The 26444-nt window shown below is 68.0% G+C and carries 25 protein-coding genes; 16 read left to right on the top strand and 9 right to left on the bottom strand.

The genetic code is table 11. The features are described from left to right. The first annotated feature begins 17 nt into the window (after positions 1–17). Together BBX35_RS11835 and BBX35_RS11830 are read left to right on the top strand one after the other, a co-directional pair. Positions 18–779, top strand: coding sequence for an SDR family NAD(P)-dependent oxidoreductase (locus tag BBX35_RS11835; RefSeq protein WP_067220240.1), 762 nt, complete (start codon positions 18–20; stop codon positions 777–779). Continuing rightward, positions 776–2476, top strand: a complete 1701-nt coding sequence (locus tag BBX35_RS11830) for an FAD-dependent oxidoreductase (protein WP_067220238.1) — start codon at positions 776–778, stop codon at positions 2474–2476. The genes BBX35_RS11835 and BBX35_RS11830 overlap by 4 nt, the downstream gene beginning before the upstream one ends. An 85-nt stretch (positions 2477–2561) precedes the next feature. Here the strand turns inward: BBX35_RS11830 and BBX35_RS11825 are convergent, their stop codons facing one another. Genes BBX35_RS11825 through fahA form a run of 3 tightly spaced genes read right to left on the bottom strand, consistent with a single transcriptional unit; the run spans position 2562 to position 5412 of the window. Continuing rightward, positions 2562–3257, bottom strand: a complete 696-nt coding sequence (locus BBX35_RS11825) for a fumarylacetoacetate hydrolase family protein (protein WP_067220236.1) — start codon at positions 3255–3257, stop codon at positions 2562–2564. Between the two features lie 26 nt (positions 3258–3283). After that, entirely contained in the window at positions 3284–4135 is an 852-nt protein-coding gene (locus tag BBX35_RS11820; protein ID WP_067220233.1) for a fumarylacetoacetate hydrolase family protein, read from the bottom strand. Next, positions 4135–5412, bottom strand: coding sequence for a fumarylacetoacetase (gene fahA, locus BBX35_RS11815; protein WP_067220231.1), 1278 nt, complete (start codon positions 5410–5412; stop codon positions 4135–4137). Before fahA ends, BBX35_RS11820 begins: the two co-directional genes overlap by 1 nt. A 259-nt stretch (positions 5413–5671) precedes the next feature. Between fahA and BBX35_RS11810 the strand changes: the two genes are divergently transcribed. The 7 genes from BBX35_RS11810 (at position 5672) to BBX35_RS11780 (ending at position 13435) form a co-directional block, all read left to right on the top strand. Further along, positions 5672–7297: an ABC transporter substrate-binding protein gene (locus tag BBX35_RS11810; RefSeq protein ID WP_067220229.1), complete on the top strand. Its 1626-nt coding sequence runs from the start codon at positions 5672–5674 to the stop codon at positions 7295–7297. A gap of 110 nt (positions 7298–7407) precedes the next feature. Further along, positions 7408–8373, top strand: coding sequence for an ABC transporter permease (locus tag BBX35_RS11805; protein ID WP_067220226.1), 966 nt, complete (start codon positions 7408–7410; stop codon positions 8371–8373). Then, entirely contained in the window at positions 8370–9275 is a 906-nt protein-coding gene (locus BBX35_RS11800; protein ID WP_067220223.1) for an ABC transporter permease, read from the top strand. Before BBX35_RS11805 ends, BBX35_RS11800 begins: the two co-directional genes overlap by 4 nt. Further along, complete coding sequence (locus BBX35_RS11795; RefSeq protein ID WP_083206243.1) at positions 9275–10378, top strand: ABC transporter ATP-binding protein; 1104 nt, start codon at positions 9275–9277, stop codon at positions 10376–10378. The genes BBX35_RS11800 and BBX35_RS11795 overlap by 1 nt, the downstream gene beginning before the upstream one ends. Next, positions 10375–11472, top strand: a complete 1098-nt coding sequence (locus BBX35_RS11790) for an ABC transporter ATP-binding protein (protein ID WP_067220221.1) — start codon at positions 10375–10377, stop codon at positions 11470–11472. Before BBX35_RS11795 ends, BBX35_RS11790 begins: the two co-directional genes overlap by 4 nt. A gap of 18 nt (positions 11473–11490) precedes the next feature. Continuing rightward, entirely contained in the window at positions 11491–12657 is a 1167-nt protein-coding gene (locus BBX35_RS11785) for an alpha/beta hydrolase family protein (protein WP_067220218.1), read from the top strand. Between the two features lie 22 nt (positions 12658–12679). After that, a complete protein-coding gene (locus BBX35_RS11780) occupies positions 12680–13435 on the top strand; it encodes a GntR family transcriptional regulator (protein ID WP_067220215.1) in 756 nt (251 codons plus the stop codon). A 50-nt stretch (positions 13436–13485) separates the two neighbouring features. Here the strand turns inward: BBX35_RS11780 and BBX35_RS11775 are convergent, their stop codons facing one another. After that, positions 13486–14670 (bottom strand): MFS transporter, encoded by a 1185-nt coding sequence (locus BBX35_RS11775; RefSeq protein WP_067220213.1) that lies wholly within the window; start codon positions 14668–14670, stop codon positions 13486–13488. 186 nt (positions 14671–14856) lie between these two features. Here BBX35_RS11775 and BBX35_RS11770 point away from each other — a divergent pair, with 186 nt between their 5' ends. Continuing rightward, positions 14857–15765 carry a LysR family transcriptional regulator gene (locus BBX35_RS11770; RefSeq protein ID WP_067220210.1) on the top strand — a complete coding sequence of 303 codons (909 nt, stop codon included), beginning with the start codon at positions 14857–14859 and terminating at the stop codon, positions 15763–15765. A 43-nt stretch (positions 15766–15808) separates the two neighbouring features. Here the strand turns inward: BBX35_RS11770 and BBX35_RS11765 are convergent, their stop codons facing one another. After that, entirely contained in the window at positions 15809–16552 is a 744-nt protein-coding gene (locus tag BBX35_RS11765; protein WP_067220207.1) for a sulfite exporter TauE/SafE family protein, read from the bottom strand. A gap of 87 nt (positions 16553–16639) precedes the next feature. On the opposite strand from BBX35_RS11765, the gene BBX35_RS11760 reads away from it, so the two are divergent. After that, complete coding sequence (locus BBX35_RS11760) at positions 16640–17536, top strand: LysR family transcriptional regulator (RefSeq protein ID WP_067220205.1); 897 nt, start codon at positions 16640–16642, stop codon at positions 17534–17536. 135 nt (positions 17537–17671) lie between these two features. Continuing rightward, entirely contained in the window at positions 17672–18742 is a 1071-nt protein-coding gene (locus BBX35_RS11755; protein ID WP_067220203.1) for a D-alanine--D-alanine ligase family protein, read from the top strand. Between the two features lie 60 nt (positions 18743–18802). Here BBX35_RS11755 and BBX35_RS24040 read toward each other — a convergent pair whose 3' ends face one another. From BBX35_RS24040 to BBX35_RS11740, 3 genes are all read right to left on the bottom strand, one after another. Beyond that, complete coding sequence (locus BBX35_RS24040) at positions 18803–19444, bottom strand: ZinT family metal-binding protein (protein WP_425274590.1); 642 nt, start codon at positions 19442–19444, stop codon at positions 18803–18805. 1648 nt (positions 19445–21092) lie between these two features. Next, positions 21093–21821: a nuclear transport factor 2 family protein gene (locus BBX35_RS23910; RefSeq protein ID WP_244271622.1), complete on the bottom strand. Its 729-nt coding sequence runs from the start codon at positions 21819–21821 to the stop codon at positions 21093–21095. A gap of 110 nt (positions 21822–21931) precedes the next feature. After that, positions 21932–22585, bottom strand: coding sequence for a hydrolase (locus BBX35_RS11740; protein ID WP_067220200.1), 654 nt, complete (start codon positions 22583–22585; stop codon positions 21932–21934). A 143-nt stretch (positions 22586–22728) separates the two neighbouring features. Here BBX35_RS11740 and BBX35_RS11735 point away from each other — a divergent pair, with 143 nt between their 5' ends. Both BBX35_RS11735 and BBX35_RS11730 read left to right on the top strand, forming a co-directional pair. Next, the gene (locus tag BBX35_RS11735; RefSeq protein WP_067220198.1) at positions 22729–23622 is read left to right on the top strand and encodes a LysR family transcriptional regulator; all 894 of its coding nucleotides are present in this window, start codon (positions 22729–22731) and stop codon (positions 23620–23622) included. A 147-nt stretch (positions 23623–23769) separates the two neighbouring features. Further along, positions 23770–24180, top strand: coding sequence for a hypothetical protein (locus BBX35_RS11730; protein WP_141687853.1), 411 nt, complete (start codon positions 23770–23772; stop codon positions 24178–24180). Positions 24181–24203: 23 nt separating this feature from the next. Here the strand turns inward: BBX35_RS11730 and BBX35_RS11725 are convergent, their stop codons facing one another. Then, positions 24204–24662, bottom strand: a complete 459-nt coding sequence (locus BBX35_RS11725; RefSeq protein ID WP_067220193.1) for an Rrf2 family transcriptional regulator — start codon at positions 24660–24662, stop codon at positions 24204–24206. A gap of 194 nt (positions 24663–24856) precedes the next feature. On the opposite strand from BBX35_RS11725, the gene BBX35_RS11720 reads away from it, so the two are divergent. Together BBX35_RS11720 and BBX35_RS11715 are read left to right on the top strand one after the other, a co-directional pair. Next, a complete protein-coding gene (locus tag BBX35_RS11720; protein WP_067220191.1) occupies positions 24857–25759 on the top strand; it encodes an NAD(P)/FAD-dependent oxidoreductase in 903 nt (300 codons plus the stop codon). After that, complete coding sequence (locus tag BBX35_RS11715) at positions 25756–26436, top strand: class I SAM-dependent methyltransferase (RefSeq protein WP_067220188.1); 681 nt, start codon at positions 25756–25758, stop codon at positions 26434–26436. The genes BBX35_RS11720 and BBX35_RS11715 overlap by 4 nt, the downstream gene beginning before the upstream one ends. Positions 26437–26444: the final 8 nt, after the last annotated feature.

Raw genomic sequence — 26444 nt, 5'->3', positions numbered from 1 at the left:
GACCCGAGGACGGGATCATGGACACCAATCGTTTCTCTGGCCGCCTGGCCATCGTCACCGGTGCCGCTTCCGGCATCGGCTTCGCCATCACCGAGCGCCTCGCCGCGCAAGGGGCCACCGTCATTGCCGTCGACCGCGATGCGGACGGGCTGTCCCGGCTGCCTGAGGGCATCGAGACGGTGACCGCCGACGTCACCGATCCGGCACTGCCCGATATGCTGACCGCAGCGCTTGCCGGGCGCCCGCTCGCCATTCTGGTCAACAATGCGGGAGTGGGCGGCGGCGGGCGCGCCGACGAGACCAGCGCCGAGGACGTGCGGCGCTATTTCGAGATCAACGTGCTGCCGGTCTTCATGCTCAGCAAGTTCGCGGTCGGCGAGATGCGCCGCGCGGGCGGCGGTGCCATCGTCAACATCGCCTCGATCTACGCCATCGTCGGGGCGACCGGCAGCGCCGGCTACAGCACCAGCAAGGCCGCCGTCGACGGCATGACCCGCCAGATGGCGACCGACTTCGGGCCGGAGAACATCCGCGTCAACGCAGTTGCCCCCGGGCTGATCGAGACGCCGCTGACCGCCGAGCGGATCCGCACGGAGACCTGGCGCAAGCATGTCTTCATCGAGCAGGCGCCGCTGCGCCGGGTCGGAACGCCGGGCGAGGTGGCCGACGCCGTCGCCTTCCTCGCCAGCGACGAGGCCGCCTTCATCACCGGCGCGACGCTGCGCGTCGACGGCGGCTGGGCCGTCGGCCGCTACCCGCGCCCGGGAGACGCCGCATGACGCGCAACGATCCGGTCCTGAAGGATACGTACGACCTGATCGTCGTCGGCTCGGGCGCCGCCGGCATGGCGGCCGCCATCGCCGCCCGGCTTGCCGGTCTCGACGTGGCGATCATCGAGAAGTCGGCCCATTTCGGCGGCTCGACGGCGGTCTCCGGCGGGGCGATCTGGATCCCCGACAATCCGAAGATGCGCGCCGGCGGCATGAGCGACGACAGGCAGGAAGCCTTCCGCTACATCGAGGCCGAGACCGGCAACCGGCTCAACGCGGATGTGGTGCGCGCCTTTCTCGACAACGGCCCGCGCATGGTCGACTTCTTCGAGAAGCACACCGCCCTGCAGTTCGACTACCGGGCCTACTCGCCGGACTACCATCCCGACACGCCGGGCGCCGCGCTCGGCGGCCGCGTGCTGGACGCCAAGGACTATGACGGCCGCCGGCTCGGCCGCTGGTTCTCGAAGCTGCGCCCGCCAATCGCCGATTTCACCATCTTTGGCGGGCTGCTGCTGAACCGGTTCGACATCGGCCATTTCATGAAGATGACGCGCTCGCTCCCCTCCGCCATGTATGCGGCGCGGGTGATGGCCCGGCATCTTCGCGACCGGCTGACCCATCCGCGCGGCACCCGGCTGGTGCTGGGTCAGGCCGTCGCCGGCCGGCTCGCGGAAAGCGTGCTGGCGCTCGACATCCCGATCTTCCTGGAAACGCCGCTTGCCGGCATTCGCCGCACCGACGGCCGGGTCGACGGAGTGGACGTCACCCATGGCGGTGCGACACGCACGCTCGCCGCGCGGCGCGGCGTGGTGCTGGCGGCAGGCGGGTTTCCGCAGAACGCGGCCCGGCGCAAGGAGGTGATGCCGCATGTCGCGGCCGGTGCCCCGCACTATTCCATGTCGCCGGCAGACAGCACCGGCGACACGCTGGACCTTGCAACCAGGGTCGGCGCGGCGATCACCGAAGGCAACAGCAACGCCGCCTTCTGGACGCCGGTCTCGCTGCTGCCGGGCAAGGGCGGCCCCCGCCCCTTCCCCCACCTCTTCCTCGACCGGGCAAAGCCCGGCGTCATCGCGGTGGGGCCAAACGGCAAGCGGTTCGCCAACGAGGCGACGTCCTATCACGACTTCGTCCAGGCGATGCTGTCGAGCGGCAACACATCGGCCTGGCTGGTTTGCGATCACCAGGCACTGCGGCGCTACGGCATGGGTGCGGTGCGCCCGTTCCCCGCACCGTTCGGCCAGCACCTGCGCTCAGGCTACCTGAAGCGCGGCCGCACTGCGGCGGAACTTGCCCGTGCGATGAAGGTGCCGGAGGCAGCGCTGGCGCAGACCATCGCCCGCTTCAACACGGATGCGGCGGAAGGCACCGACCGCGCCTTCGGCAAGGGATCGACCGCCTACCAGACCTATCTGGGCGATGCGGAAAACGCTTCCAATCCCTGCCTGCGGCCGCTCGATCAGGCGCCGCTCTATGCCATCGAGATCTTCCCCGGCGATATCGGCACCAGCATCGGCCTCTCGGCCAACGGGCGCGGCGAGGTTCTCGCCACCGACGGCACGCCGATCCCCGGCCTCTATACCTGCGGCAACGACATGAACTCGATCATGGCCGGCAGCTATCCGGGCGCCGGCATCACGCTCGGCCCCGCCCTCACCTTCGGCTATATCGTCGGCCACACCGCGGCAGGGCTGGAGCCCTGAGCTCGTCGACAAGCCCCTGAAACGACTGCGGCCTGCCCCGTTTCCAGGGCAGGCCGCAGCCGTTACGCGCGCACTGTCCGGGCGATCAGCCGCGCGGTCCGATTGTGGTCGTCACCGGCGCAAGGCCGGAAATCTCGACACGGCAGACATCGCCCGGCACCATCGCGCCGACGCCGGCCGGCGTGCCGGTGTAGACGAGATCGCCGGGGCGGATGGTCACCGACGAGGACAGCGCCGCGATGATCTCCGGCACCGACCAGATCAGCAGGTCGAGCGTTGCATCCTGACGGGTCTCGCCGTTGACGGTGAGCAGCACGCGGGTCTCGTCCGGCAGCGCCTTGCCCGGCATCGGAGTGATCTCACCGCAGACAGCGGAACGGTCGAAGGCCTTGCTCCAGTCCCACGGGCGGCCGCGGTCGCGCAGCGCGATCTGGATGTCGCGGCGCGTCAGGTCGTTGCCGGTCGCATAGCCGTAGACATGCTCCAGCGCCTTTTCGACCGGAATGTCCGCACCTTCCTTGCCGATGGCGATCACCAGCTCGGCCTCGTGGTGGAAGTTCTCGGTCAGCGGCGGATAGGCGACCGTCTCGCCGTCCTGCACCAGCGCATCGGCCGGCTTGGTGAAGAAAAACGGCGGCTCGCGCTCCGGCTGGAAGCCCATCTCGCGAATGTGGTCGGCATAGTTGCGGCCGACACAGAAGATCCGGCGCACCGGAAACCGCCCAGTCTCACCGGCGACCGGCAGGCTGCTGACCGGCGTCGGCTCGAAAATGTAATCCATGGTTTTTCCTTCCCTTGTCGTCGCGGTCAGCGGACCGCGACCGTCATGGTTCCGATGCTGCTGATGGTGGCGCGCATCTCGTCGCCCGCCTTCACCTCGCTGACGCCCTCGGGCGTGCCGGTGAACAGCAGGTCGCCCGGCATCAGGGTGTAGAAGGACGAGGCGCGCTCGATCAGCGTCGCAAGATCGCGGATGAGGTCCGCGGTGCGGGCCTTCTGGCGCGTCACGCCGTTCACGCTCAGCTCCAGGTCCAGGTCGGACGGGTCGGCGATCTCGTCCGCCGTCACCATCCAGGGCCCGAGCACCGAGTAGCTGTCGCAGGACTTGCGCATGCTGCGCTCCTGCGTGCCGCGCACGGTCATGTCGAGCCCGATCGCATAGCCGGCGACATGGTCCAGCGCGCTCTCGCGCGACACCCGGTCGGCCTTGCGGCCGATCACTGCGACCAGTTCCACCTCGTGATCGTTGCGCACCTCCGGGAAGCGGATCGTCACCGGTTCGCTCGGTCCGATCAGCGAACTCGTCGCCTTCAGGAAGAGGCCCGCCTTGTCGATCGGCATGATGTTGGTGCCATGGTGGATGTTCGGGTCTTCCAGCGCCTCGTCGAGATGCAGCCGGTAATTCACCGGCGCGCCGATGATCTTGCGCGGCGAGGCGACCGGCGGCAGCAGGCGCACGCTGGAGAGCGGCACGGCCGGCGTCTCGTCGGCAAGCGCCTCCATCCTCGGACGCAATTCGTCCAGAGCGGCGATCAGCGGATCATGCTCGGGCAGCGGATAGGTGTGGGCCGGCAGCGCCTCCAGCACGGCGGAGACGTCGTGAACGCCCTCGCCGCGCACCACGCCGAGGCGATTTTCTCCAAAACGACACAGTTTCATTATCCGGTCCTCCCGACCTTTTGCGGCGCGGGAAGGATCGTTCCCTCGCACCGTCCGAATCCGATCCGCTGGCCGTTCACCTCGCCCCAGCCGGTCAGCGTCACGCTGTCGCCATCCTCCAGGAAGACGCGCGAGCCACCGGCGGACAGCTCCACCGGGTCGCGGCCGCCCCAGGTCTGTTCCATCAGGCAGCCGAATGCCTCGCGCTCGGGGCCGGAGATGGTGCCGGAGCCGAGCAGGTCGCCGGCCTGCATCCGGCACCCGCACAGGGCGTGATGGGTCAGCAGTTGCGGCGCGCAGTAGTAGAGATGCTTCGTGTTGGTGCGCACGATACGGCTCGGCGCACCACCCTCGGGCGTCAGATGCGCCTCGAGCGTCAAATCGAAGAAATAGTCTTCCGGCTCCTGCAGATAGGGCAGAAGCGGAGTGTCGCGCTCCGGCGGACCGCAGCGGAACGGCTCAAGCGCCGCACGGGTCACGACCCAGGGGCTGATCGACGTGGCGAAGGCCTTGGACTGGAACGGCCCGAGCGGCTGGCCCTCCCAGCGCTGGATGTCGCGCGCCGACCAGTCGTTCAGCAGCACGAAGCCGAACAGGTGCTCCCACGCCTCGGCGACCGACAGGGTCTCGCCCATCTGCGTCGGCATGGCGACAACGGCCCCGAACTCGACCTCGATGTCCAGACGGCGGCAGGCGGTCAGCTCCGGCATCTCGGCGCCCTCGGCACGCACCTGGCCGAGCGGCCGGCGCACCGGCGTGCCCGACACGACGACGGTGGACACCCGGCCGTTGTAGCCGATGGGCATGTGCGGCCAGTTCGGTGTCAGCGCGTTCTGGGGACCGCGCAGGATCGAGCCGGAATTGAAGGCGTGCTGCCGGCCGGCATAGAAATCCGTGTAGCCGGTGACGCGGAACGGCAGGTGCATGGACACCCCGTTCATCGGCACCAGGGCCCGCGCGCGGAGCTCCGCATTGTCGCGCAGGTCCGCCGAGCCGTCCTCGGCCAGCAGGTCGATCAGGCGGGCGCGCAGCGCGGCCCAGGCCTCAGGGCCGGCCGCCATGAAGGAATTGATGCCCGGCTCGTCCAGTCCCCAGCCGCGGGCTGCCTCGCCGAGCAGGCCGGATGCCGCCAGCGCAGCGAGATCGACCACATGATCGCCGATGGCGACACCGCAGCGCGGCGTATCCCCGCCACGCGAAAACACCCCGTATGGCAGATTCGCCAAGGGGAAGTCTCCCGAGGGCGAATTGGCCCCAGGCACCCAAGAAGATTGCATTTTTTCCTCCCAAAACCGCTGCCCAAGGGGTGTTTGCCCCCTGTCCGTCCTCCGGCTTGCGCCAGCTGGCAACGTTGTATTGCATTCACTTTTGACATTGAGGGCAGGAAATCAAGATGGAAATCATTGACACTCGGCATTTTCGTATACACTTTTGATCAGCACCTACCGAAACGAGGGGTCCGAAGCGCGCGGCAGAGCCGCATCGTTCCGGTCCCGAGGAGGAAACAAGGCAAGGTGCGTGGGAGGAAACAACGCTATGACTGCCAAGATCAGGCGGTTGGCCGCGACGCTGTCGCTGTCGACCGGTATTGCTGCGCTTTGCGCACCCGCCATGGCCCAGGATCTCGGAGAGCCGGTTCCCCAGCTCCAGATCGCCTATTACGCGGCCGACATGGGCCCGATGTATGAACAGTCCGCACGCGTCCTGAGCGAGGAATGGGCCAAGCTCGGCCTCTCGTTCCAGATGCAGCCGGTCCAGTTCAGCAGCTTCATCTCCAACATCATGGTCGGCGGCGGCCTCGAGGACATGGCCGTCTTCACCGTCGGTGCGGACCCGGACCGCGTGGACCCGACCTACTGGCTTCACGACCTCGGCGCCTGCGGCGCACGGCGCAACGGCGCCAAGTGGTGCGACGAAGCCTATACCGAGATGGTCAAGAAGCAGCGCGAGCTGGTGAACCAGGACGAGCGCCTGGCACTGGTGCATGAGGCGCAGAAGTATTTCCACGACGTCGCGCCCTGGTGGCCGGCGACGAACACCGTCTACGGCATCCTGTGGAACAGCGACAAGTGGGAGAACGTCACCAGCCCGGCGCCGGTCGCCGCGCATGAGGGCCTGGTCGACCCGTGGCTTTCGGCCAAGCCGAAGACCGACGACCGCATCCTCGACTGGGCTCACTACGAGGACGTGACCACGTACAACCCGATGGCCGAAGAAGGTGCCGTGGGCTGGGTGCGCTTCATCTTCGACACGTTCGCCAAGAACAATTCCAAGGGCGAGACCGTGCCGTGGGCCGCTGCCGCATGGGAGTTCACCGATCCGCAGACGGTGAAGATCACCCTGCGCGAAGGCATGAAGTTCCATGACGGAGAAGCCGTCACCGCGGACGACGCCGTGTTCACGGTCAACACCGTGGTCGAGCTGCAGCCGCCGGCAATGTCCTCGCGCATCGCCAACCTGGCCGGCGCGGAGAAGGTCGACGACCTCACCTTCAACGTGAAGCTGAAGGCTCCGGACGCGTCCTTCGTGACCACCGTCCTCACCTACCTGTTCATCCTGCCCGAGCATCACTGGGCGAACTACGAAGGCGACAAGGTCGCTCGCGATGTCGTCGCAGACGGCGCCGTGATCGGTTCCGGCCCCTTCAAGTTCAAGAGCTGGCGGGTCAACGAGACGCATGAGCTCGAGACCTTCACCGAGCACTTCCACGCTGCCGAATATGACGGCGTGCGTCGTCTGGCGCTCGGCCAGGCGGATGCGATCCGCTCGGCCATGCTCTCGGGAACCGGCGATATCGCCAGCATGGTGCTGCCGGTTGCCGCGATGAGCGACCTTGCCGCGCAGAACAACCATCTCGACTTCCTCGAGATCCCCTCGCACGGCTCCATGCTCATCTGGCTGAACAACCAGAAGGCTCCGTTCACCGACCCGGCGTTCCGCAAGGCCCTGCGCGTTGCCACCGCCAAGCAGCGCGCTGCGATCGAAGGCTGGCTCGGCTTTGCCGTCCCGGCCGGCGAAGGCCCGGTGCCGGTCCAGCTCGGCATGTGGCACAACTCCGAGCTGCCGCAGGTTCCCTTCGACGTCGACGCCGCCCGCAAGATCCTCGAGGACGCGGGTTACGGCTGGGACGGACAGGGCCGCCTGCATTTCCCCAAGAAGTAAGCCATCCCGGACCGGGGCGTTCCGCGCCCCGGCTCCCCGACTGACTTGACCAACCCGCCGCGCCCTGTCGCGGCGGGGAGCGGTCCCGCACAAGCCAGCCCGAGTAAGCCATGCGCGCCTATATCCTTCGACGTCTCGCCCAGAGCGTGCTCGTCGTATGGGCCGTCACGACGATCATGTTCTTCATGTTCCGCGTGATGCCCGCCGACCCGACCGCCATCCTGCTGGAGCGCGGACTCACCGACGAAGCGCGCCAGGCGCTGCTGGAACAGTGGGGCCTGACCGGCTCCATGTGGGACCAGTACGTCGCCTATCTGGGCAACATCATCCAGGGCGACTTCGGCTCTTCCTTCTTCTACCGCAAGCCGGTGTGGGAGGTGCTGTGGCCGCTGATCGTCAACACGCTTTGGATCGCCGTTCCCGGCCTGCTGCTGGGCGCAGCGCTCGGCGCCGCCATCGGCACGGCCGTCGGCTGGGCCCGGCGCGGCGGCAAGCTCGAGCGCTCGGGCATCTTCCTTGCCACCGTCATCCGCGGCGTGCCGAACTTCGTCATCGGCATCGCGCTGCTCACCGTGTTTTCGTCGACGCTCGGCTGGTTCCCCGGCTTCGGCATGGGCGATCCGGGGGCAACGACGGGCTTTGCCCGCTACTTCACCCTCGACTTCCTGCATCACCTGGCGCTGCCGCTGATCGCGGTGATCATCTACTTCATGCCCGAGAACCTGTTGCTGATGCGCTCGGGCGTCGTGGAGAACCGGACCGAGGACTATATCGAGCTGGTCCGCGCCAAGGGCGTGCCGCAGCGGCGCGTCGCCTGGCATGCCGCGCGCAACTCGATGCTGCCGCTGATCACCTGGCTGTTCCCGGCGCTCGCCGAGACGATCGCCGGCATCGTGGTCATCGAGATCGTCTTCTCCTGGCCGGGCGTGGGCCGCGAGCTCGTGCTCGCCGTGACCCGCCAGGACTATCCGCTCGCCCAGGCGGCCTTCTTCCTTCTCGCCGTGATGATCGTGCTGGCCAACCTCGCCGCCGACCTCGTCTACGGCAAGCTCGATCCCAGGGTTGTCTACAAATGACGCAAGTTCCCGATCAGGGCGCCATTCGAGGGCGCAGCCTCTTCAGCTCGGTGCGGGACTCGTTCCGCCTGCTGATGGAGGACAATTTCGCGGTCGTGGGCGTGGCGATCCTCGCGATCTTCATCCTGCTGGCCATCATCGGCCCCTGGCTCGCCCCGTACGAGCCGTTCAAGGCGATGATGACCGAAACCGGACGGCTCAACCGCCTGTCGCCGCCCAACGCCACCCATCTGCTCGGCACCACCGCCTTCGGCAACGACGTGCTCAGCCAGTTCCTGCACGGCTTCCGCGTGGCCCTGATCGTCGGCCTGGTCGCGGCTGTCGCCGTCGGGTTCATCTCCACGGTGTTCGGCGTGCTGTCGGGCTATTTCGGCGGCTATGTCGACGACGTCCTGATGCGCCTCACCGACATCGCGCTGTCGATCCCGACCCTGCCCTTCGCCATCGTCGCGGTGGCTCTGCTGGGGCCGAGCATCGAGAACATCATTCTCGTCATCACCATCCTGTTCTGGCGCAACGGCGCGCGCATCATCCGCTCCGCCGTCCTGACGGAGCGCGAGCGCATCTACGTGAAGTGGGCGCGCGCCGCCGGCGCCTCGCACTTCCACATCATCATGCGGCACATCCTGCCGAACATCGTGCGCATCGTCTTCCTGTGGGTGACCATGTCGGTCGCCTTCGCGATCCTGACAGAGGCCAGCCTCTCCTTCCTCGGCCTCGGAGACCCGACCGTGGTGAGCTGGGGCCAGATGCTGAACACCGCCTTCAGCAGCGGCAACCTGCGCACCGCCTGGTGGTGGGTGGTTCCGCCCTCGCTGGCGCTGGTGCTGCTCGTCTCCTCGCTCTACCTCATCGGCCGCGCCTATGAGGAACAGACCAACCCGCGGCTGAGGAGGCGCTGATGGCCACGTCCGCCAACACCCGACCCGCCGCCGTCGCACGGGACCTTGCCCGGCTCGACGAACGGCTCTCGGCAAAGCCGGCCGCGCACCTAAAGGTGAACGGCCTGTCCATCGGCTACTCGACCCTGCGCGGGCGCTTCCACGCGGTGGAGGATGTCAGCTTCGAGGTGCGCGCCGGCACCAATCTCGGCCTTGTCGGCGAGAGCGGCTGCGGCAAGAGCACCGTGGTCAAGGCGCTGATGGGCCTCCTGCCGGAGTTCACTGCCCTCTCCGGCGAGGCGCTGCTCGACGGCGAGAACATTCTCGGCCTGTCGGATGCGGAGCTCGAGCCGATCCGCTGGAACCGCATCTCGCTCATCACCCAGAGCGCGATGAACTCGCTCGACCCGGTCTATTGCATCGGCGACCAGATCTGCGAGGCGATCCTCGCGCATGAGAAGGTCAGCAAGGCCGTCGCCTGGGCGCGGGCGGAAGAGATGTTCGCCCTTGTCGGCCTGCCGGCGGAGCGGCTCTACGAATTCCCGCACCAGTTCTCCGGCGGCATGCGCCAGCGTGCGGTCATCGCCATGGCGCTGGCGCTCAACGCCGGCATGCTGCTGGCCGACGAGCCGACCACCGCGCTCGACCCGATCATGCAGTCGCAGATCATGTCGCGCATCCGCGGCATCCACGAGCACATGCGCCGTTCGATGATCCTCGTCACCCACGACATCGCCGTGGTGGCGGAGACCTGCGAGGCCGTCGTCGTCATGTATGCGGGCAAGGTCGCCGAGAGCGGCCCGACGGCCGACGTGCTGGAGCGCCCCTTGCACCCCTACACGATGGGCCTGCAGAACGCGTTCCCGCGCCTGCCGGTGCGCGGTCAGCCGCGCCAGCCGCTGATCTCGATCCCCGGCACGGTGCCGAACCTGCTGCTGCCGCCCTCGGGCTGCCGCTTCGCCAGCCGCTGCCCGTTCGCGACGGACCTGTGCCGCACCACCGCGCCGCAGGTCCACAAGGTTGGCGAGCAGTCGGCGGCCTGCCATTACACCGACCGGGCCGACGAGTTCCGTGCGGCCGCTGCCCGCCCCGAAACCTGGCGCAACATGAGGGTAGGCGCATGACCGACACCACCGCCACTCGCCCGGTGATCGAGGCTCGCAACCTCAAGACCCATTTCCAGGGCCGCACCGGCATCTTCACCGCGCTGGCCGGCGTCACGCCGCCGGTCGCCCGGGCGCTCGACGGCGTCGACATCGCCATCCGCGAGAAGGAGATCGTCGGCCTGGTCGGGGAATCGGGTTGCGGCAAGTCCACGCTCGGCATGTCGCTGGTGCGCATGTACCAGCCCACCTCCGGCAGCATCACCTTCCGCGAGGACGACATCACCCATGTCGAGGGGCGCAAGCTGAAGGACTACCGCCGCCAGGCGCAGATCATCTTCCAGGATCCCTACAGCTCGCTCAATCCGCGCCTGACCATCGGCCAGATCATCGAGGAGCCGCTGGTCATCCACGGCATCGGCTCGGCAGCCGAACGCCGCGCCAAGGTCGAACGGGCGCTCGATCTGGTGCGCATCCCGGCAGCGGAAAACATCCACCGCTTCCCCAGCGATCTGTCCGGCGGCCAGCGCCAGCGCATCGCCATCGCCCGGGCGCTGGTGCTCGAGCCGCGCTTCATCGTCGCCGACGAGCCGGTGTCGATGCTGGACGTGTCGATCCAGGCGAGCGTGCTGGAGCTGCTCGACGAGCTGTCGCGGGAGCTCGGCCTTGCCGTTCTCTACATTTCCCACGACATCGCGACCGTCGGCTACATCTGCAAGCATGTGGCGGTGATGTATCTCGGCCGCATCGTCGAGGAAGGCCGTGCCGAGGACATCCTCGCCCAGCCGCTGCATCCCTATACCCAGCGCCTGATGGCGGCGATCCCGCGCATGGACCCCGGCGAGGCGCCCGAGCGCGTGGAGCTGCGCGGCGACGTGCCTTCGCCGATGAACGTGCCGCCGGGCTGCCGCTTCTCGTCCCGCTGTCCCTATGCGACCGAGCTGTGCCGGGCGGTGGAGCCGGACCTCACCGATCAGCCGGGCGGCCAGCGGGTGCGCTGCCACATCCACGACGACAGCGCCGCCAAGGCCCGGCCGGAGCTGGAACGCCCGCAGGCGGGCCGCATCACCGAGACGGAAGATGCCGGGCTGCTGGCCCAGACGACCGCCGGCTGAGCGACAGGACAAGACGCGATGAGCGAACTCGCCTTCGACTGGAAACATATCGCCTTCACGGCGAAGCAGGCCTTCACGGAGACCTACGGCTTCAACGGCTCGCAGGGCATGACCCATCTGGAGGGCGTGGTGATCCGCCCCGTGGATCGTCCCTCGCGCACGCTGCTGATCTTCATGCATCCCTCCTCCACCCTGCAGCTGCTGCCGCTGCCGCGGGCCATGGCCGAGCTCGGCTTCCATGTCCTGTGCGCCGGCAGCCGCTACCAGCGCAACGACACCGCGCTGATCATGGAGAACGTGCTGCTCGATCTCGGCGCCTATATCCGCGCGGCGAAGGAAGACTGGGGCTACGAGCGCATCGTTCTGTGCGGATGGAGCGGCGGCGGATCGTTGACCATGCTCTACCAGTCGCAGGCCGAGCGGCCGAGCATCACGCAGACGCCCGCCGGCGATCCCGTCGACGTGGCCGGCGCAGGGCTGATCCCGGCCGATGCGGTGCTCAGCCTTGCCGCCCATGCCTCGCGCTCGGTGCTGCTGCAGGAATGGCTCGACCCGTCGATGCGCAACGAGACCGATCCGGACGACCGCGATCCCGAGCTCGACCTCTACCGGCCCGGATACGAGGCGCGCACCGAGCCTTATTCGCCGGAATTCGTCGCCCGCTACCGGGCGGCGCAGGTTGCACGCATGCAGCGCATCACCAACGGCGTGCTGGAGCGGCTCGAGGATCTGCGCCGGCGCGGCGGCAAGGAGATGGAGCGCGCCTTCGTCACCTATCGCACCATGGCCGATCCGCGTTTCCTCGATCCGACGCTTGAGCCGAACGGCCGCAAGCCGGGCTGGAGCTATCTCGGCCACCCGGAAACGGTGAACAGCGGCCCGGCCGGCCTTGGCCGGTTCTCGACCCTGCGCAGCTGGCTGTCGCAATGGTCGCCGGCCCATTCGCGCGCCAACTCGCTGATCACCGCCCGCGATATCAGCGTGCCGTTCCTTGCCATCGAATGCGGCGCGGACGATGCCGTGCCGCAGCCGCACACGGCCGCGGTCTTTGCCGCCGTCGGCTCCGCCGACCGCGAGATGAAGCTCGTGGAAGGCGCCAATCATTACTTCGTCAATCAGCCCGAAAGGCTTGCCACGGCCGCCGGCATCGTGTCGGAATGGCTGAGGACGCGGGGTTACGACTAGTCTCAACCGGATCGGAACGGCCATGGCGGGGGATATCTACGACAGGATCAGGGCGCTGATCGCCTCCGGGGCCTATCTCGGCGGCGATGTCCTTCCCGAAAGCGAGCTTGCCGCCCGCCTCGGGGTCAGTCGCACGCCGATCCGCGAGGCGATGCGCCGCCTGCAGGCCGAAGGCGTGATCCGGCGCGAGGCCTACCGCCGGGCGGTGGTGGTCGATGTCGACCCCAACGAGGTCATCCACATCTTCACCGCCCGCGCCTCGCTGGAGCCGATTGCCGTGGGCATGGCGGCGCGCCACCGCGACGAGGCGTTCCTGCAGGAATTGCGGGAGCTTCATGCCGGCATGGACGAGGCGATCCACGAGAGCGAGCCGGACCGGCGGCTCTACCGCGACCTCAATGCCAGGTTCCACCGGGTGATCTGGTCGCAGGGCGGCAACGCCTTCTTCGCGGAGCTGGTCAACCTTGTGGCCCGCAAGCCGGTGGTCAGCCCGACCTTCAACAGCTGGACGCGGGCCGAGCTGATGCGCAGCAACCGCCAGCACGGCGATCTGGTGGAAGCGCTGTCGGCGGGCGATGCGGAATGGGCGGAGGCGGCGATGCGCGCGCACCTGCTGTCATCGCGCGCCACCTATCGCCGGATCAGCGCCGACACGCCCGAGACGGCCCCGCGCAAGCAGGACTGGATGTTCCCCGACACCGGCACTGGCAGCGGCATCGGCACCTCAAGCGGCGACAGCACTGCGGCAACGCCGGCCAAGGCCGCCTCCGCCCGCTGAGGTCCCGCACGCCGCGGCCGGACCGGCAAATCCGGCCCGGCGCATCTTCTTCAGACAGGGCAAGCGAGCGCGGCCGACTTGCGGCGACCGATCCAGACCAGCCCCAGCGCCGAGGCGGCCAGCAACCCTCCGGCAATCGGCACGGCGGCATAGCCGAGGCCGAGGCTGATCACCGCACCGCCGACGGCTGCGCCGATGGCGTTGCCGAGATTGAACGCGCCGATATTGATCGACGAGGCGAGGCCCGGCGCATCCGCCGCCGCCTGCATCACCCGCATCTGCACCGGCGGCACGATGGCGAAGGCCGCCGCGCCCCAGGCCAGCAAGGTGACCGCCGCAACGCTCTGGCTGCCGAGCAACACAGGCATCGCCAGCATGATTGCGGCCAGCGCGGCAAGGAAGATCGCCGTCGCCCCGTCCAGCGACCAGTCGGCGACGCGTCCGCCCAGCCAGTTGCCGAAGGTGAAGCCGAGCCCGACCAGCACGAGCGCAAGGGTCAGGAAGGTGGCCGAAGCCCCGGTCAGCACATCGAGCAGCGGCGCGACATAGGTGTAGAGCGTGAACATGGCGCTCGAGCCGAGGACCGTGGTCAGCAGCGCGACCAGCACCTGCGGCTGCACCAGCACCCGCGCCTCGCGCGCCACATCGGGACGCTGGCCGGGAGCGCCCTTCGGCAGGGCCAGCCAGAGCGCGGCGATGGTGACGAGGCCGAGGACAGCCGTGCCGGCGAAGGCCTCGCGCCAGCCGATCTGCTGGCCGATCCAGGTCGCCAGCGGCACGCCGCCGACATTGGCGATGGTCAGGCCCATGAACATTGTCGCAACGGCGCTCGCCTGCCGCTCGCGCGGCACGACGCTGGCGGCCACCACCGCGCCGAGACCGAAGAACGCCCCGTGGTTGAGGCTGGTGACGACGCGCGAGGCCAGCAGCGTCCAGTAGTCGGGCGACAGCGCCGACATGATGTTGCCGAGCGTGAAGATCGCCATCAGGCACATCAGCGCCGTCCGCTTGCCGAAACGGGCGAACAGCAGCGTCATCACCGGCGCGCCGGCCATCACGCCGATGGCATAGGCGCTGACCAGCAGGCCGGCGGTGGGAATCGAGACGTCCACGCCGTCGGCGATCACCGGCAGCAGGCCCATGGGAGAAAATTCGGTCGTGCCGATGCCGAAGGCGCCGATCGCCAGCGCCAGCAGCGGCCAGCGCGAGCCGCGCTGGTCGGGAATTGCGGTCATTGTCGTGTCCTCATGCGGAAGCGGCCGGCGATGCCGTCAGGGCTTGCGCTCGGCCGGGATCACGGCAGCACTGCCCCCGGATCCGTTCCTCGTTTTCATGGGTGAAGACATACGGCCGGCAAAAGCGCTTGATAATCGCCCGCGAAAGCACATCATCCGTGAACTTGTTTCATAAATGAGGTCGTCATGGACAACCGCGTGGGGGAAATGCAGGTCTTCCTGCGGGTGGTGGAAAGCGGCAGCTTCTCCGCCGCCGCCCGCCAGATGCAGATGACCCCCTCGACCGTTTCCAAGCTGATCGGCCGGATCGAGGCCCGGCTCGGCGTGCGCCTGCTCGAGCGCTCGACCCGGCGCCTGTCGCTGACGGCGGAGGGACGGGCCTATTACGAGCGCAGCCAGGCGCTGCTGGCGAATCTGGAGGAAATCGAGCGCGACCTGACGCAAGGCTCGGCAAGCCCGCACGGCACGGTGCGGGTCAGCGCTTCGGTCGGCTTCGGCATCGTCGTGCTGGAGCCGCTGCTGCCCGCCTTCTGGGCCGAGTATCCCAATGTGGTGATCGATCTCTCGCTCTCCGACGAGATCGTCGACCTCTATCTCGACCGCACGGATGTCGCCTTTCGCGTCGGCACCCTGGCGAATTCCAGCCTGACGGCGCGCAAGCTCGGCACCGCGCCGCGCAAGATCATCGCCTCGCCCGCCTATCTCGAACGGCATGGCGTGCCGAGGACCATCGAGGATCTGGCGCATCACAACTGCATCGGCTTCAACTTCCGCCGCTCGGCGCCGGTCTGGCCGCTGCGCGAAGGCGGACGGATGGTCGAACGGAGCGTTGCCGGGACGCTGCTCGCCAACAATGGCGAGACCGTGCGGCGCATGGTTCTTGCCGGTGTCGGGCTCGGGCGGATGGGCGAGTTCCATGTGCGCGAGGACCTGAAATCCGGCGCCGTCGTCGAAGTGCTCGCGGATGCGGTCGCCGGCGACACGGAAGACATCCACGCCCTGTTCCTCGGCGGCGACCGCCTGCCCCACCGCCTGCGTGCGTTTCTCGACTTCATGACGCCGCGCCTGCGCGCGTTCCTTGCCGAAGGGCATTGAGCTACAGGGCATCCGCCGCCGGCAGCGCAGTGCTGTCGCGCCGTCAGAGAAACAGCGGCCGGAAGGTCAGCCAGACGCCGAGCACGAACAGACTGCCGAGAAAGGCCCCGCGGAACGTCTCGACCGGCATGCGCTTGCGCGCGACCTGGCCGAAATACATGCCGATGCAGGCCGCCACCAGCGCCAGCGGCGCGAGCGGCATCGTCGCGGCGGAAACCACACCGCTCGCCGCGATGTTGACCGCCAGCGCCGCCGTCGAGACGACGAAGAACAGGCCCAGCGCCTGAACCAGGCGGGTCTTTTCCAGCCCGAGCGCCTGCATGTAGGGAACGGCGGGAATGACGAAGACGCCGGTCGTCGCGTTGAGCAGGCCGGTGATGACCCCGACCACGAGGCTGGTGATCCGCTCGTGCCGGCGCGGCACCGCCAGTTTCAGCGAGGCCATTGTCACCAGAGCATAGAGGCAGACGACGACGCCGAGCACGGAGGTGCCGTAGCGCCCGGCCGCCCCTTCCATCCAGCCCATGCCCGACCAGGTGCCGATGCACAGGCCTACCAGCATCGGCCAGAGCTTTTTGGCCAGCTCGCCCAGCGCCCCGCCCTGCAGCATCTGCCAGATGTTGGTGACGAAGGACGGCAGCAGCATGATCGCCGCCGCCTGGGTGGGCGGCATGACCATGGCCAGCAGACCGATGGAGATCGTCGGCAGGCCGAAGCCGACGACGCCCTTGGCAAAGCCGGCCAGCGAGAAGGCGGCGGCAACGAGCAGGAGGAGCGAGACTGTCATGCGGCAAACCTGCGCCAAACGCGGCGGGCTCGCAATGCGGAGGTTTCAAAGCTAGGCTTTGGCAAATCCATAAGCTGGGGATGACCCATGCGGTTCGACCTCGTCGACCTTCGCCTGTTCCTCAATGTCGTTGCCGCCGGCAGCATTACCCATGGCGCCGAGCTGTCCAACCTGACGGTCGGCTCGGCCAGCGCCCGCATCCGTGCCATGGAGGAAACGCTCGGCGCGCCGCTGCTCGTGCGCCAGCGCCACGGGGTGGTCACGGCCCCCGCCGGCGAGTGCCTTGCCGGACACGCACGGCTGATCCTGCGCCAGGCCGAGGCGATGCGCAGCGAGCTCACCCCCTTCGCCCGCGGGCTCACCGGCACTTTGCGGCTCGTCTCCAACACCTCCGCCTTGAGCGAACACCTGCCCGAGCTGCTTGCCGCGTTCCTGCGCGCCAATCCGGCGATCAGCATCGACGTGGAGGAGATGGAGAGCACGGCCATCGGCGCGGCGATTTCCGCCGGCGACGCGGATATCGGCATCGCCTCGGCCTCCGAGCTACCGGACGCCCCGGACAAGCTCCCCTTCCGGGAGGACCGACTGGTCGTCGCGCTGCCCGGGGCGGAGGCGCAGGGCGCCGGCGATGCGCCGCTCGCCTTTGCCGGGATCGTCGGGCGCCCCTTTGTCTGCCTGTCGCGCGGCAGCGCGCTGCAGCGTCACATCGCCGGTCATGCCGCGCGCATCGGCAAGACGCTGAAGGTGCGCGCCCGCGTCACCAGCTTCGACGCCATGTGCCAGATGGTCGGTGCGGGCGCCGGCATCGCCATCCTGCCCGAGGCGGCCGCGCACCGGCACCTGGCAGCCACCGGCATCGCCGTGCTGCCGCTGTCCGACGGCTGGGCCCGGCGCGATCTCGCCATCAGCGTCAGCACGACAAGCCGGCTGCCGGACGCGGCGCAGCGCCTCGCCCGGCACCTGCATGAACAGGGCCGGCGTTGACTTTCCACCGGCAAGATCCGACTGAACAGGCACCGGAGCACATCCACTGCCCGCCTGCCTTGCATTTGACCCGATCGGCGGACAGGCTGACCATCATCGCAACTCCTGCCCCTTACCGATTTTCTGGAGCCATACGTGGGATCTTCTTCAAGCAAGCTGCGCATCGCCGTGCTCTTCGGCGGCCGTTCCGCCGAACATGACGTCTCCATCCTGTCGGCGACCAACGTGATGAGCGCCCTCGATCCCGCGAAATACGACGCCGTGCCGGTTTACGTCTCGCCCCGTGGCACGTGGCTGCTGAGCCGCTTCGAGGACGGCAAGCTCGCCCTTCCCGAGACCGGCATGCAGCTGGCGCTCGTTCCCGGCGGCAAGGGCCGGCTGCTGGCGCTTCCCCCCGAGGGCGGCGCGCTGGACATGCCCGCCATCGACATCCTGTTCCCGGTGCTGCACGGACTGCACGGCGAGGACGGCTCGGTTCAGGGCCTTGCCGAGGTCGCCGACGTGCCGCTGGCCGGCTGCGGCATCCTCGGCTCGGCCACCGCGCTCGACAAGGATATCGCCAAGCGGCTGTTCCGCGATGCCGGGCTGTCCGCCGCCCGTTCGCTGACCCTGCATTCTCACGCGGTGCCCTCGTTCGAGGAGCTCACCGAAGCGCTCGGCCTGCCGGTCTTCCTCAAGCCGGCGCGCCAGGGCTCGTCGGTCGGCGTCAGCAAGGTCACCAGCGCCGAAGGCTACGCCGCAGCGCTTCAGGAGGGCTTCCGGCACGACCGCAAGCTGCTGGCCGAGGAGTTCATCCAGGGCCGCGAGATCGAGTGCGCCGTGCTGGAGCGGCCCGACGGCACGCTGTTCGTCTCCCGTCCGGGCGAGATCGTGCCGGCCGAAAGCCACGGCTTCTACAGCTACGACGCCAAGTATATCGATGCGGATGGGGCCGCCCTGATGGTGCCGACCGAACTTCCCGAGCAGGTCGAGGCCGAGATGCTGGACATGGCCGCACGCGCCTTCCGGGCCCTTGGCTGCGACGGCATGGCCCGCGCGGACTTCTTCGTCACCGCCGACCTGCGCATCCTCGTCAACGAGCTCAACACCATCCCCGGCTTCACCGATATCAGCATGTATTCCAAGGTGATGGCGGCCAGCGGCGTGCCTTATGCCGAGCTGATCGACCGGCTGGTCGAGCACGGCCTTGCCCGCGCGGGACGATAGATAAAACGAAAACGCCCGGCCGTCGCCGGCCGGGCGCAACAGGCATGATCCGACGCGCGATCAGTGCGCGGTCATCTCCCGGACGATCTCCCCGGCCGAAAGCCCGGACGGATAGTAGGTCGGCCAGTTCGTCAGCTCTTCCAGAACGGCGGCGCGATCCTCTCCCCAATACAGGTGATAGTGATCGGTCTTCGCCGGCGCGATCCGGTGGTCGCTGAACTGGATGTATTGCGGCGCCGCCTCGTCGCCTTCGCTCTTCTTGAAGATGAAGCGCACGCCGCGATTGCCCTTCTTGTAGGTCAGCACCTCGTAGCCGTCGTCGGCATAGCGGGCCGAGGACGGCTTGCCGTCCCTGTAGAAGGTGACCGTGTCGCCCTCGATGGTGATCCGCTCCACATCGGTGCGGTAGCCCACCTCGTAATAGGCCTTGTACTCCTCGGCGCTCTTGTCGCCGCTTTCGGCCTTGTGCGCCATCACCGGGTCCAGCGTGCCGTCCTGCAGGTAGGGATAGACCGACTGCCAGTCTCCGGCATAGTCGGACAGCGGGCGATCCGCGATCTGGCTGTCCTCGAAGTAGCCCTTGTAGATCTGCTCGTCGCCGTGGCTGTGGCCGTGCGCATGGGCGTGGTCGTCGTGGGCCTTGTCGTGCGCCTTGTCATGGGCCTTGCCGCTGCCGCCGACGACGGCGATGTTGTAGGGCATGCCCTCGACCGCGACCGTGCCGATCTCTTTGAGCGTGTCCTTGGAGATCCGGCGGACCAAGGCGGCCCTCGGATCGCTGATGACGATCTCGTCGCCGGCCATGGCGATGCGCGGGCGGGGATCGTTCCAGTGCCCGTCCATGGAATAGGGCTCGGTGACCTTTGTGCCCTCGATCAGCGCGGCGCCCAGCATGTCGAGCCGGTGCAGCGTCCCGTCCTCCGTCAGCACATAGCCGAAGCGGGCGTCGGCCGGGTCGAGCGCGAAGTCGATGCGGCGGAACGGCAGGGCGACATGACGGAAATGCGGCTCGTCGACCGGATCGACCACGACAAGCCCGTCCGCGCCGTAATTGCCGAGGAAGGCCTGCATGCTCTTCGCGCCGAGCAGGGTGCCGGTGGTCTTGCCGGCCGGCAGGTCGGCCGGATAGTCCAGCATCGCGAATTTCAGCCCGTCACGGCCGGGCGTCGCCGTCAGCACGCCTTCCTTGCAGCCGGCCGCCAGATTGGCGCCGGAAAAGGCCTCGCCGTGAATGCCGGTGCAGGTCGCAAGCTCGCCGACAGGCGTGCCGTCCGCCGCGATTGCCTGCAGGCCGACCCGCGTCGGCGCCGCGTCCCCTTCGACCGGCGCATCGGAGGCGACCGTCGTCACCCATCCCTTGCCGAGCGGCGCGACGAAACCGTGATGGGCGCGCGCCTGCGGGATACGGCGGCTCTCCAACTCGCCATGCGACAGCTCGTTAGCCACGACGATCTCGGCATAGCCGCCGCGGTCGAAATTGATCGCCAGCTTGCCGTGATGGTCGATCAGGTGGAACGGACGCGGTCCGCTCAGGGTCTCATCGAGCGCCGACGGATCGGTGACCTCGATGTCGGAATGGTCGCCGTGGGAGTCGAGTTTGATGCCGCTCTTGAAGAAATGCACCGTATCGCTGTCGGACTGCACGGCGACGACGGCCGCGCCGTTGTTGACGCCGTAGAGCTTGTTCTGGCCGCTGGTCTCGAAGCTCCAGCGATTGTCCGGCTTGTCGAGGTCGAAGGCCGTCACCTTCGCATCGGCATGATCGCCCACGAAGACGCGATAGAGCGTCACGTCCTCCGGATCCTTCGGCGCATCCTGCGCCAGGGCGCCGCTCGTCAGTATGAGCGCAAGGCCCGTGGTGACGCCTAATCGTCGCAACATGTCGTGTCTCCTTCGGTGACCGGCTGTTCGGTGGCTGGCCGTTTGCAGGACCGGGCGGCCGATGCGCGCGCCCGGGTCGGCACCTCGCGGCACCCTCAAGACCGACTATGTTATGTTATTACGTTCGTCAATAATGTTATATCGTCACGCACACAAATCGCGATGCCCGGCGCGCTGATAGCCCCGCGGCACGCGGCAAAATCCCGGGAAGATGCAAGGGCGGAACGGCGCGTTCGCAAGGCCTTGCGATGTCGCTCCGCAGCATTTGTTCCGCAGTCCGCTGGTCGACCCGGCGTCATGGTCGCGACGACGGGGCTTCGACGGCTGGCAGAAGGTGTTCGGACAATATGCGCGCGGCTGGACCGACATGCCGCCGGGCGTCCTCTTCGCTCCGCAGCGGCTTCCTCTGCCGGCGCTCAGCCTCGGCCGGATCCTCTTTTGAAGGTCCGCCTTCCGCGACAGCTGGAGTTCAGGAGTGCCGCTCGCCTTCCCGTGGCTCGAACATCGCCAGCCCGGCAACACCCGCCGTCAGCGGCACCTCGTCCTGCAGCACGTCCCAGTGCTCGGCCAGCCTGCCGTTCTCGACCCGGAAGATGTCGACCACCACCTGCGGCTTTTCCGACCAGCCGCGGATCCGTCCGTGGATGGCAACCAGATCCCCTTGCGCGATCGTCAGCCCCGGCTCGTAGTGGACCGAGGGCGACAGGCTCTCGACCAGCCCCTCGAGGGCCGCACGCCCCTGCGGGATCTCGGGATTGTGCTGGATGTAGTCCTCGGCATAGAGCCGCTCGACCGCCGACGCATCGTGCCGCTGGAACAGCGAGGTCATCGCCTCCAGCACCAGCGCGGTGTTGGAGCGCGGACGGTCGTCGCTCCTGACATCGGCCGGCCGGGTGACGACGAATGTTCCGCTCATGCGCAGGAACCGGCCGCCGGGCAGCGTCGCCCAGGAATGGACCGTGCCGCGGTCGTGGTCCTGGACGTTGGTCACCGTCGCCCCGTCCCGCTCCTGCCAGCTCAGCGCGAAAACGCTGTTGCCGAGCGGCACGACCTCGATGTCGACAGTCTCCGTGCGGGCGAAGGGCCCGTCCTTGATCTCGAATGTCAGCTGCGAAGCCGACACGAATGTCAGGCTGACGCGGAACTGCGGATAGGTAACGTCGATCTTCAGTCCGGCGGGAAAGCGTTCTGCAGACATTCTCGGGTCCTTTGGCGGAGAAGCGGGCGGGCAACGGGGGGGACGCGGCCTGCGCAGGGTGTGCCTTGCGCAGGCCGCCATCCTCCCCCGCGCCCTTGCGTGCCGGCGGATCAGCCCTTGGCGGCAGGGACCGGCGTGTTGAGCAGCTGCTGCTCCCACAGGAAGGCGATGCCGCTGCCGGCGGCATGCTGCAGCAGCACGTCCGTGAGTTCGGCCGCATGCTCGGTGCGGGCCCAGTCGCGCTGCCATTCGGCCGCGACCGCCAGCCACGTCATCACATTGGCGCCGGCGGAGATCATGCGCTGGATCGCGACGTTGTGCGCCTCGGTGGAGACGGCACCGGACGCATCTGTCACCACCGTCACGTCCCAGCCCTCGCCCAGCGCCTGGATCACCGGCATGGCGACGCAGATCTCGGTCCACAGACCGGCGATGATCAGCTGCTTGCGGCCGGTCGCCTTGACCGCATCGACGACCTTGCTGTCCTCCCAGGTGTTGATGAAGGTGCGGTCGATCACCTCCTGGCCCGGAAACACGTCGGTAATCTGCGGGAAGATGTAGCCGCCCCGCTCCGCGATGACGCTGGTCAGGATCGTCGGCACGCGGAACGCCTTGGCGGCCTTGGCCAGCGCCGCCGCGTTGTTCACCACCATCTGCGGCTCGTGGCTGTTCACGTTGGTCAGCTGGTAGGGCTGGTGATCGATCAGGACGACGACCGAGTCTTCGGGACGAAGAAGGGAATCAAGGCCATTGCGAAAGGTCACTGCATGTTCCTTCCCTGAAGGGTGAGCGGGTTTCGGCAGGAAATCTCCGGGGCAGAGATTTTCCGGCGCCAACTTGCCGTTCCCGCAGCCGGTGCGATAGCGTCGCAGCCGGACACGCTCTGTCGCGCAAAGAGGAACGCCGGATGGACATCGAGGATCTGCAGACATTCGTTGCCGTGGCGGATTCGGGGGGCATCTCGGCGGCTGCGCGGCGGCTCGGCGTCTCAAAGTCCATCGTCAGCCGGCGGTTGTTTCGCCTGGAGGCGGAACTCGGCATCCAGCTCCTGTCGCGCACGACCCGCGGCGCCGCGCTCACTGAAGCCGGCGCGACGTTCCGCGATCATGCAGCCCGCGCCAGCGCCGAGATCGACCTGGCGCGCGAGACGATCCTGCCGGACGGCGACCTGCGCGGCCGGCTGCGCGTTGCCCTGCCGCTGTCGTTCGGACCGACCCATTTCGCCCCGGTGCTTGCGGAGATGGCGCTCGCGCACCCGCAGCTTCACATCCACACGTCCTACAGCGACCGGTTCGTCGACCTGATCGCCGAAGGCTTCGATTGCGCGATCCGCGTCGGCTACCTTCCCGATTCGAACCTGCTCGCCCGGCGGATCGGGCCGATCACCGGCAAGCTCGTCGCCAGTCCCGCCTATCTCGCCGCCCATGGCGCACCCGAAACGCCAGACGGGATCGCCGCCCATCAGGCGCTGATGCAGGGCACGGAGACCTGGCAGTTCCTCGACGGCGAGAAGATCGTCACCGTCCAGCCGCAAGGGCGGTACAAGGCCGACAACGCGACCGCGCTCGCAGCCGCCGCTGTCGCGGGCCTCGGCATCGCCTGGCTGCCCGACTGCATCACCTATCCGTTCGTGCAGTCCGGCCAGCTTGTGCCGATCATGACGCGCTATCCGCCGCCTCCGGCCGGGATTTACGTCGTGCGCCCGCCGGGCCAGTACCCGGCGCGCAAGGTGCGCGTGCTGGCCGAGATGCTGTCGGCAAGCCTTGCGCGCAATCCGGAGATCTGGGGGCTGGAGCGCTGATCCCGCCGCGAAAGACGGGCGGACCGGCGTGCCGCGCGAGGGGGACGCCGGAGCGGCTGCTAAAAAATCGGGCGATTGCCTCGATATATCAGACACCTGCCATTATGCTTGCCCGCAGGCCCGCCTTTTACTGGGAGCGTGATATTGGTGTCAGAGGACTGGACGGCGTATCGGCAGTGGCACGCCCTGCTGGATGCGCTGTGTCGGAAATACGGCTATCGAGACAATGTGAGACTGGCCGATGCGCTGTGCGCGGCAAGCGGCAACCGGACCCCGTCGGCGCTCGACACGGCGGTGAAGAACCTGCGCAACTGGCGGCAGGGCGTACACATCCCGCAGCGACGGAACTTCCTGCTGCTCGGCAAGATCCTCAAGGTCGATGCCCATGCCGGCTTGCGGGAACACTGGAACCGTCTCTATCACCATGCGAGAGGCAAGCCCGGGCAGTCCCGGCGCACGGCTCCGACTTCGGCCCCCATTTCGGCCCCCACTTCGGCAAGGGTCGCTCCCCCTGGCCGGCCCGGCGGCGCGCAGGGCTGCGGCTGCGGCAACTGGTAAGCGCCGGCGCCGTGCGGTCCGGCCTAGGTCGCCGGGTCTTCTCCCGGCCCATCCCCATGCACCGCCAGCGGCACCCGGCATGAGGGCATCAACGTGTCCAGCGTCACCTCGCCGAACCGCGCGAGGAACAGCGCCTCGGCCTGCTTCATCGTGTCGGCCAGCGCGGCATTGACGTTCTTCTGCACCAGGCAACCGGGATTGTCGCTGCGATTGCCGATGGCGAACAGGGTCGGGCATCCCAGCGCCTCGTAGACCGAGAGCAGGGTGATCTCGCTGAGCGGGCGCGCCAACCGCCAGCCGCCGCCATGCCCCTTGCCCGAGACGACATGACCGGCCTCGCGCAGGCCCGCCATGGTGCGGCGGAACACCGCCGGGTTGGTGCCCATGCTCCTGGCCAGCACCTCGGAGGTCAGCGGTTCGTCGGCCTGGCCCATATGCAGCAGCATATGCAGCATGTCCGACATCCTCGTATCCTTGTTCATCCTGTCCCCGCCGGCATGTGCAGCACCTCTCTTTCAGGGACGGTCATACCCTCGAAAGCGGCAAGATTTCACGTAACAGATATTGATACATGAAACGTCTGTGATTATGTATCTCCAACTGATACGATTCCCGCCCTTCCCTGTCCAGCCCGCTCCGGCATGGCCGGCGACGCCTGTCCCAACGAGGTTTTCCCATGCATCATGATGTCATCATCGTCGGCGGCAGCTTTGCCGGCCTGTCAGCGGCCATGTATCTGGCGCGCGCCCGCAAGCGGGTCTGCGTGCTGGACACGGGCGAGCCGAGAAACCGTTTCGCCGCCAGGTCGCACGGCTTCTTCGCCCAGGACGGCAGCGAGCCGCAGGTCATGCTGGAGACCATGCGCCGGCAGGTCGCCGCCTATCCGACCGTCAGCTTCCTGCAAGATGCAGCGGTCGATGCGCAGGCGGAAGACGGCATGTTTTCCGTGGCGCTGCGCAGCGGCGCGCTTCTCACCGGCAAGCGCCTGCTTCTGGCCTTCGGCATTTCCGACGAGATGCCGCAGACGCCGGGGCTCGCCGAGCGCTGGGGCACGTCGGTCCTCCACTGCCCCTATTGTCACGGCTACGAGTTTGCCGACCGGCAGCTCGGCGTGCTGAACACCTCGCCGATGTCCCACCATCAGGCGATGCTGATCGGCGAGTGGGGTCCGACGACGCTCTATCTCGACGGCGGCGAGCTCGACCGGGAACACAGCGAGGCCCTTGCCCGGCACGGCGTCAGAATCGAACCTGCGGCCGTCGAGCGTCTCGCCGGCGAAGGCGGGGCGCTGTCGCAGGTCCATCTGGCCGATGGCCGGTCCCGCCCGCTGGACGCCCTCTTCATCGCTCCGCGCAACCGCCTCAACAGCGCCCTCGCCGAACGGCTGGGCTGTGCGCTGGAGGCCGGCCCGCTCGGGCAGACGGTAACCGTCGACGAGATGCAGATGACCAGCGTGCCGAACGTCTTCGCGGCCGGCGACATCGCGCGCAAGATGCACAGCGTCACCTTCGCCTGCGCCGACGGCGTCATGGCGGCCGTGGCGATGCACCGTTCGCTGGTGTTCGGGCCCCTCTCGTGAGTGCCGGGCCTGCCGCGTTCGCCGATCCGGCCGCGGTCGCGTCCTATGCCGAGGATGCGCTGAACAAGGTGCCGGGTCTCGCCGATCTCCACCGCATGACGACGCTGCTTGTCGGCGAGCGCGCGCCAGGCCCCGCCGATATCCTCGTGGTCGGGGCCGGCGGCGGGCTGGAGCTGGAGGCGATGGCGCGGGCGCGGCCCGACTGGCGCTTCACCGGCGTCGATCCGTCTGTGGCGATGCTCGACATCGCGCGGCGCGGAACCGCGGCCCATGCCGACCGGATCTCACTCATGACCGGCACCGTCGACCAGGCCCCTGCCGGCCCGTTCGGCGGCGCGACCTGCCTGCTGGTGCTGCATTTTCTGGACAGGGACGAGCGGCTGCACAGCTTGCGGGAGATTCGCCGGCGCCTCGCGCCGGGAGCTGCGCTCGTCGTCGCCCATCACACCTCGCCGGGCGATGATGGCGAGCGGTGGCTCGCCCGCTCGGCCGCCTTCGCCAGGCGCGACGCCAGCGATCCGGCACAGGACCGCGCCTCGGCACGCATCATGGCGCAACGCCTGCCGCTGCTCACCCCGGAAGAAGAGGAAGCGCTTATGCGGCAGGCCGGCTTCGCGGCACCGACGCTCTTCTACGCCGCCCTGTCGTTTCGCGGCTGGGTCGCCTACGCCGGCTGAGCGCAGGC

This window comes from Stappia indica (genome assembly GCF_001696535.1).
Taxonomy (GTDB): Bacteria; Pseudomonadota; Alphaproteobacteria; order Rhizobiales; family Stappiaceae; genus Stappia; species Stappia indica.
Note: the sequence above shows the minus strand (reverse complement) of the source record. Positions and strands in the feature narration are given on the sequence as shown.

Coding starts and splice junctions, on each gene's coding strand:
- BBX35_RS11775 (WP_067220213.1), bottom strand. CDS start 14,670: ATGACCGCAATTCCCGACCAGCGCGGCTCGCGCTGGCCGCTGCTGGCG.
- BBX35_RS11725 (WP_067220193.1), bottom strand. CDS start 24,662: ATGAACAAGGATACGAGGATGTCGGACATGCTGCATATGCTGCTGCAT.
- BBX35_RS11800 (WP_067220223.1), top strand. CDS start 8,370: ATGACGCAAGTTCCCGATCAGGGCGCCATTCGAGGGCGCAGCCTCTTC.
- BBX35_RS24040 (WP_425274590.1), bottom strand. CDS start 19,444: ATGCCCTACAACATCGCCGTCGTCGGCGGCAGCGGCAAGGCCCATGAC.
- BBX35_RS11830 (WP_067220238.1), top strand. CDS start 776: ATGACGCGCAACGATCCGGTCCTGAAGGATACGTACGACCTGATCGTC.
- BBX35_RS11820 (WP_067220233.1), bottom strand. CDS start 4,135: ATGAAACTGTGTCGTTTTGGAGAAAATCGCCTCGGCGTGGTGCGCGGC.
- BBX35_RS11770 (WP_067220210.1), top strand. CDS start 14,857: ATGGACAACCGCGTGGGGGAAATGCAGGTCTTCCTGCGGGTGGTGGAA.
- BBX35_RS11735 (WP_067220198.1), top strand. CDS start 22,729: ATGGACATCGAGGATCTGCAGACATTCGTTGCCGTGGCGGATTCGGGG.
- BBX35_RS11790 (WP_067220221.1), top strand. CDS start 10,375: ATGACCGACACCACCGCCACTCGCCCGGTGATCGAGGCTCGCAACCTC.
- BBX35_RS11825 (WP_067220236.1), bottom strand. CDS start 3,257: ATGGATTACATTTTCGAGCCGACGCCGGTCAGCAGCCTGCCGGTCGCC.
- BBX35_RS11780 (WP_067220215.1), top strand. CDS start 12,680: ATGGCGGGGGATATCTACGACAGGATCAGGGCGCTGATCGCCTCCGGG.
- BBX35_RS11765 (WP_067220207.1), bottom strand. CDS start 16,552: ATGACAGTCTCGCTCCTCCTGCTCGTTGCCGCCGCCTTCTCGCTGGCC.
- BBX35_RS11810 (WP_067220229.1), top strand. CDS start 5,672: ATGACTGCCAAGATCAGGCGGTTGGCCGCGACGCTGTCGCTGTCGACC.
- BBX35_RS11795 (WP_083206243.1), top strand. CDS start 9,275: ATGGCCACGTCCGCCAACACCCGACCCGCCGCCGTCGCACGGGACCTT.
- BBX35_RS23910 (WP_244271622.1), bottom strand. CDS start 21,821: ATGTCTGCAGAACGCTTTCCCGCCGGACTGAAGATCGACGTTACCTAT.
- BBX35_RS11720 (WP_067220191.1), top strand. CDS start 24,857: ATGCATCATGATGTCATCATCGTCGGCGGCAGCTTTGCCGGCCTGTCA.
- BBX35_RS11785 (WP_067220218.1), top strand. CDS start 11,491: ATGAGCGAACTCGCCTTCGACTGGAAACATATCGCCTTCACGGCGAAG.
- BBX35_RS11835 (WP_067220240.1), top strand. CDS start 18: ATGGACACCAATCGTTTCTCTGGCCGCCTGGCCATCGTCACCGGTGCC.
- fahA (WP_067220231.1), bottom strand. CDS start 5,412: ATGCAATCTTCTTGGGTGCCTGGGGCCAATTCGCCCTCGGGAGACTTC.
- BBX35_RS11760 (WP_067220205.1), top strand. CDS start 16,640: ATGCGGTTCGACCTCGTCGACCTTCGCCTGTTCCTCAATGTCGTTGCC.
- BBX35_RS11805 (WP_067220226.1), top strand. CDS start 7,408: ATGCGCGCCTATATCCTTCGACGTCTCGCCCAGAGCGTGCTCGTCGTA.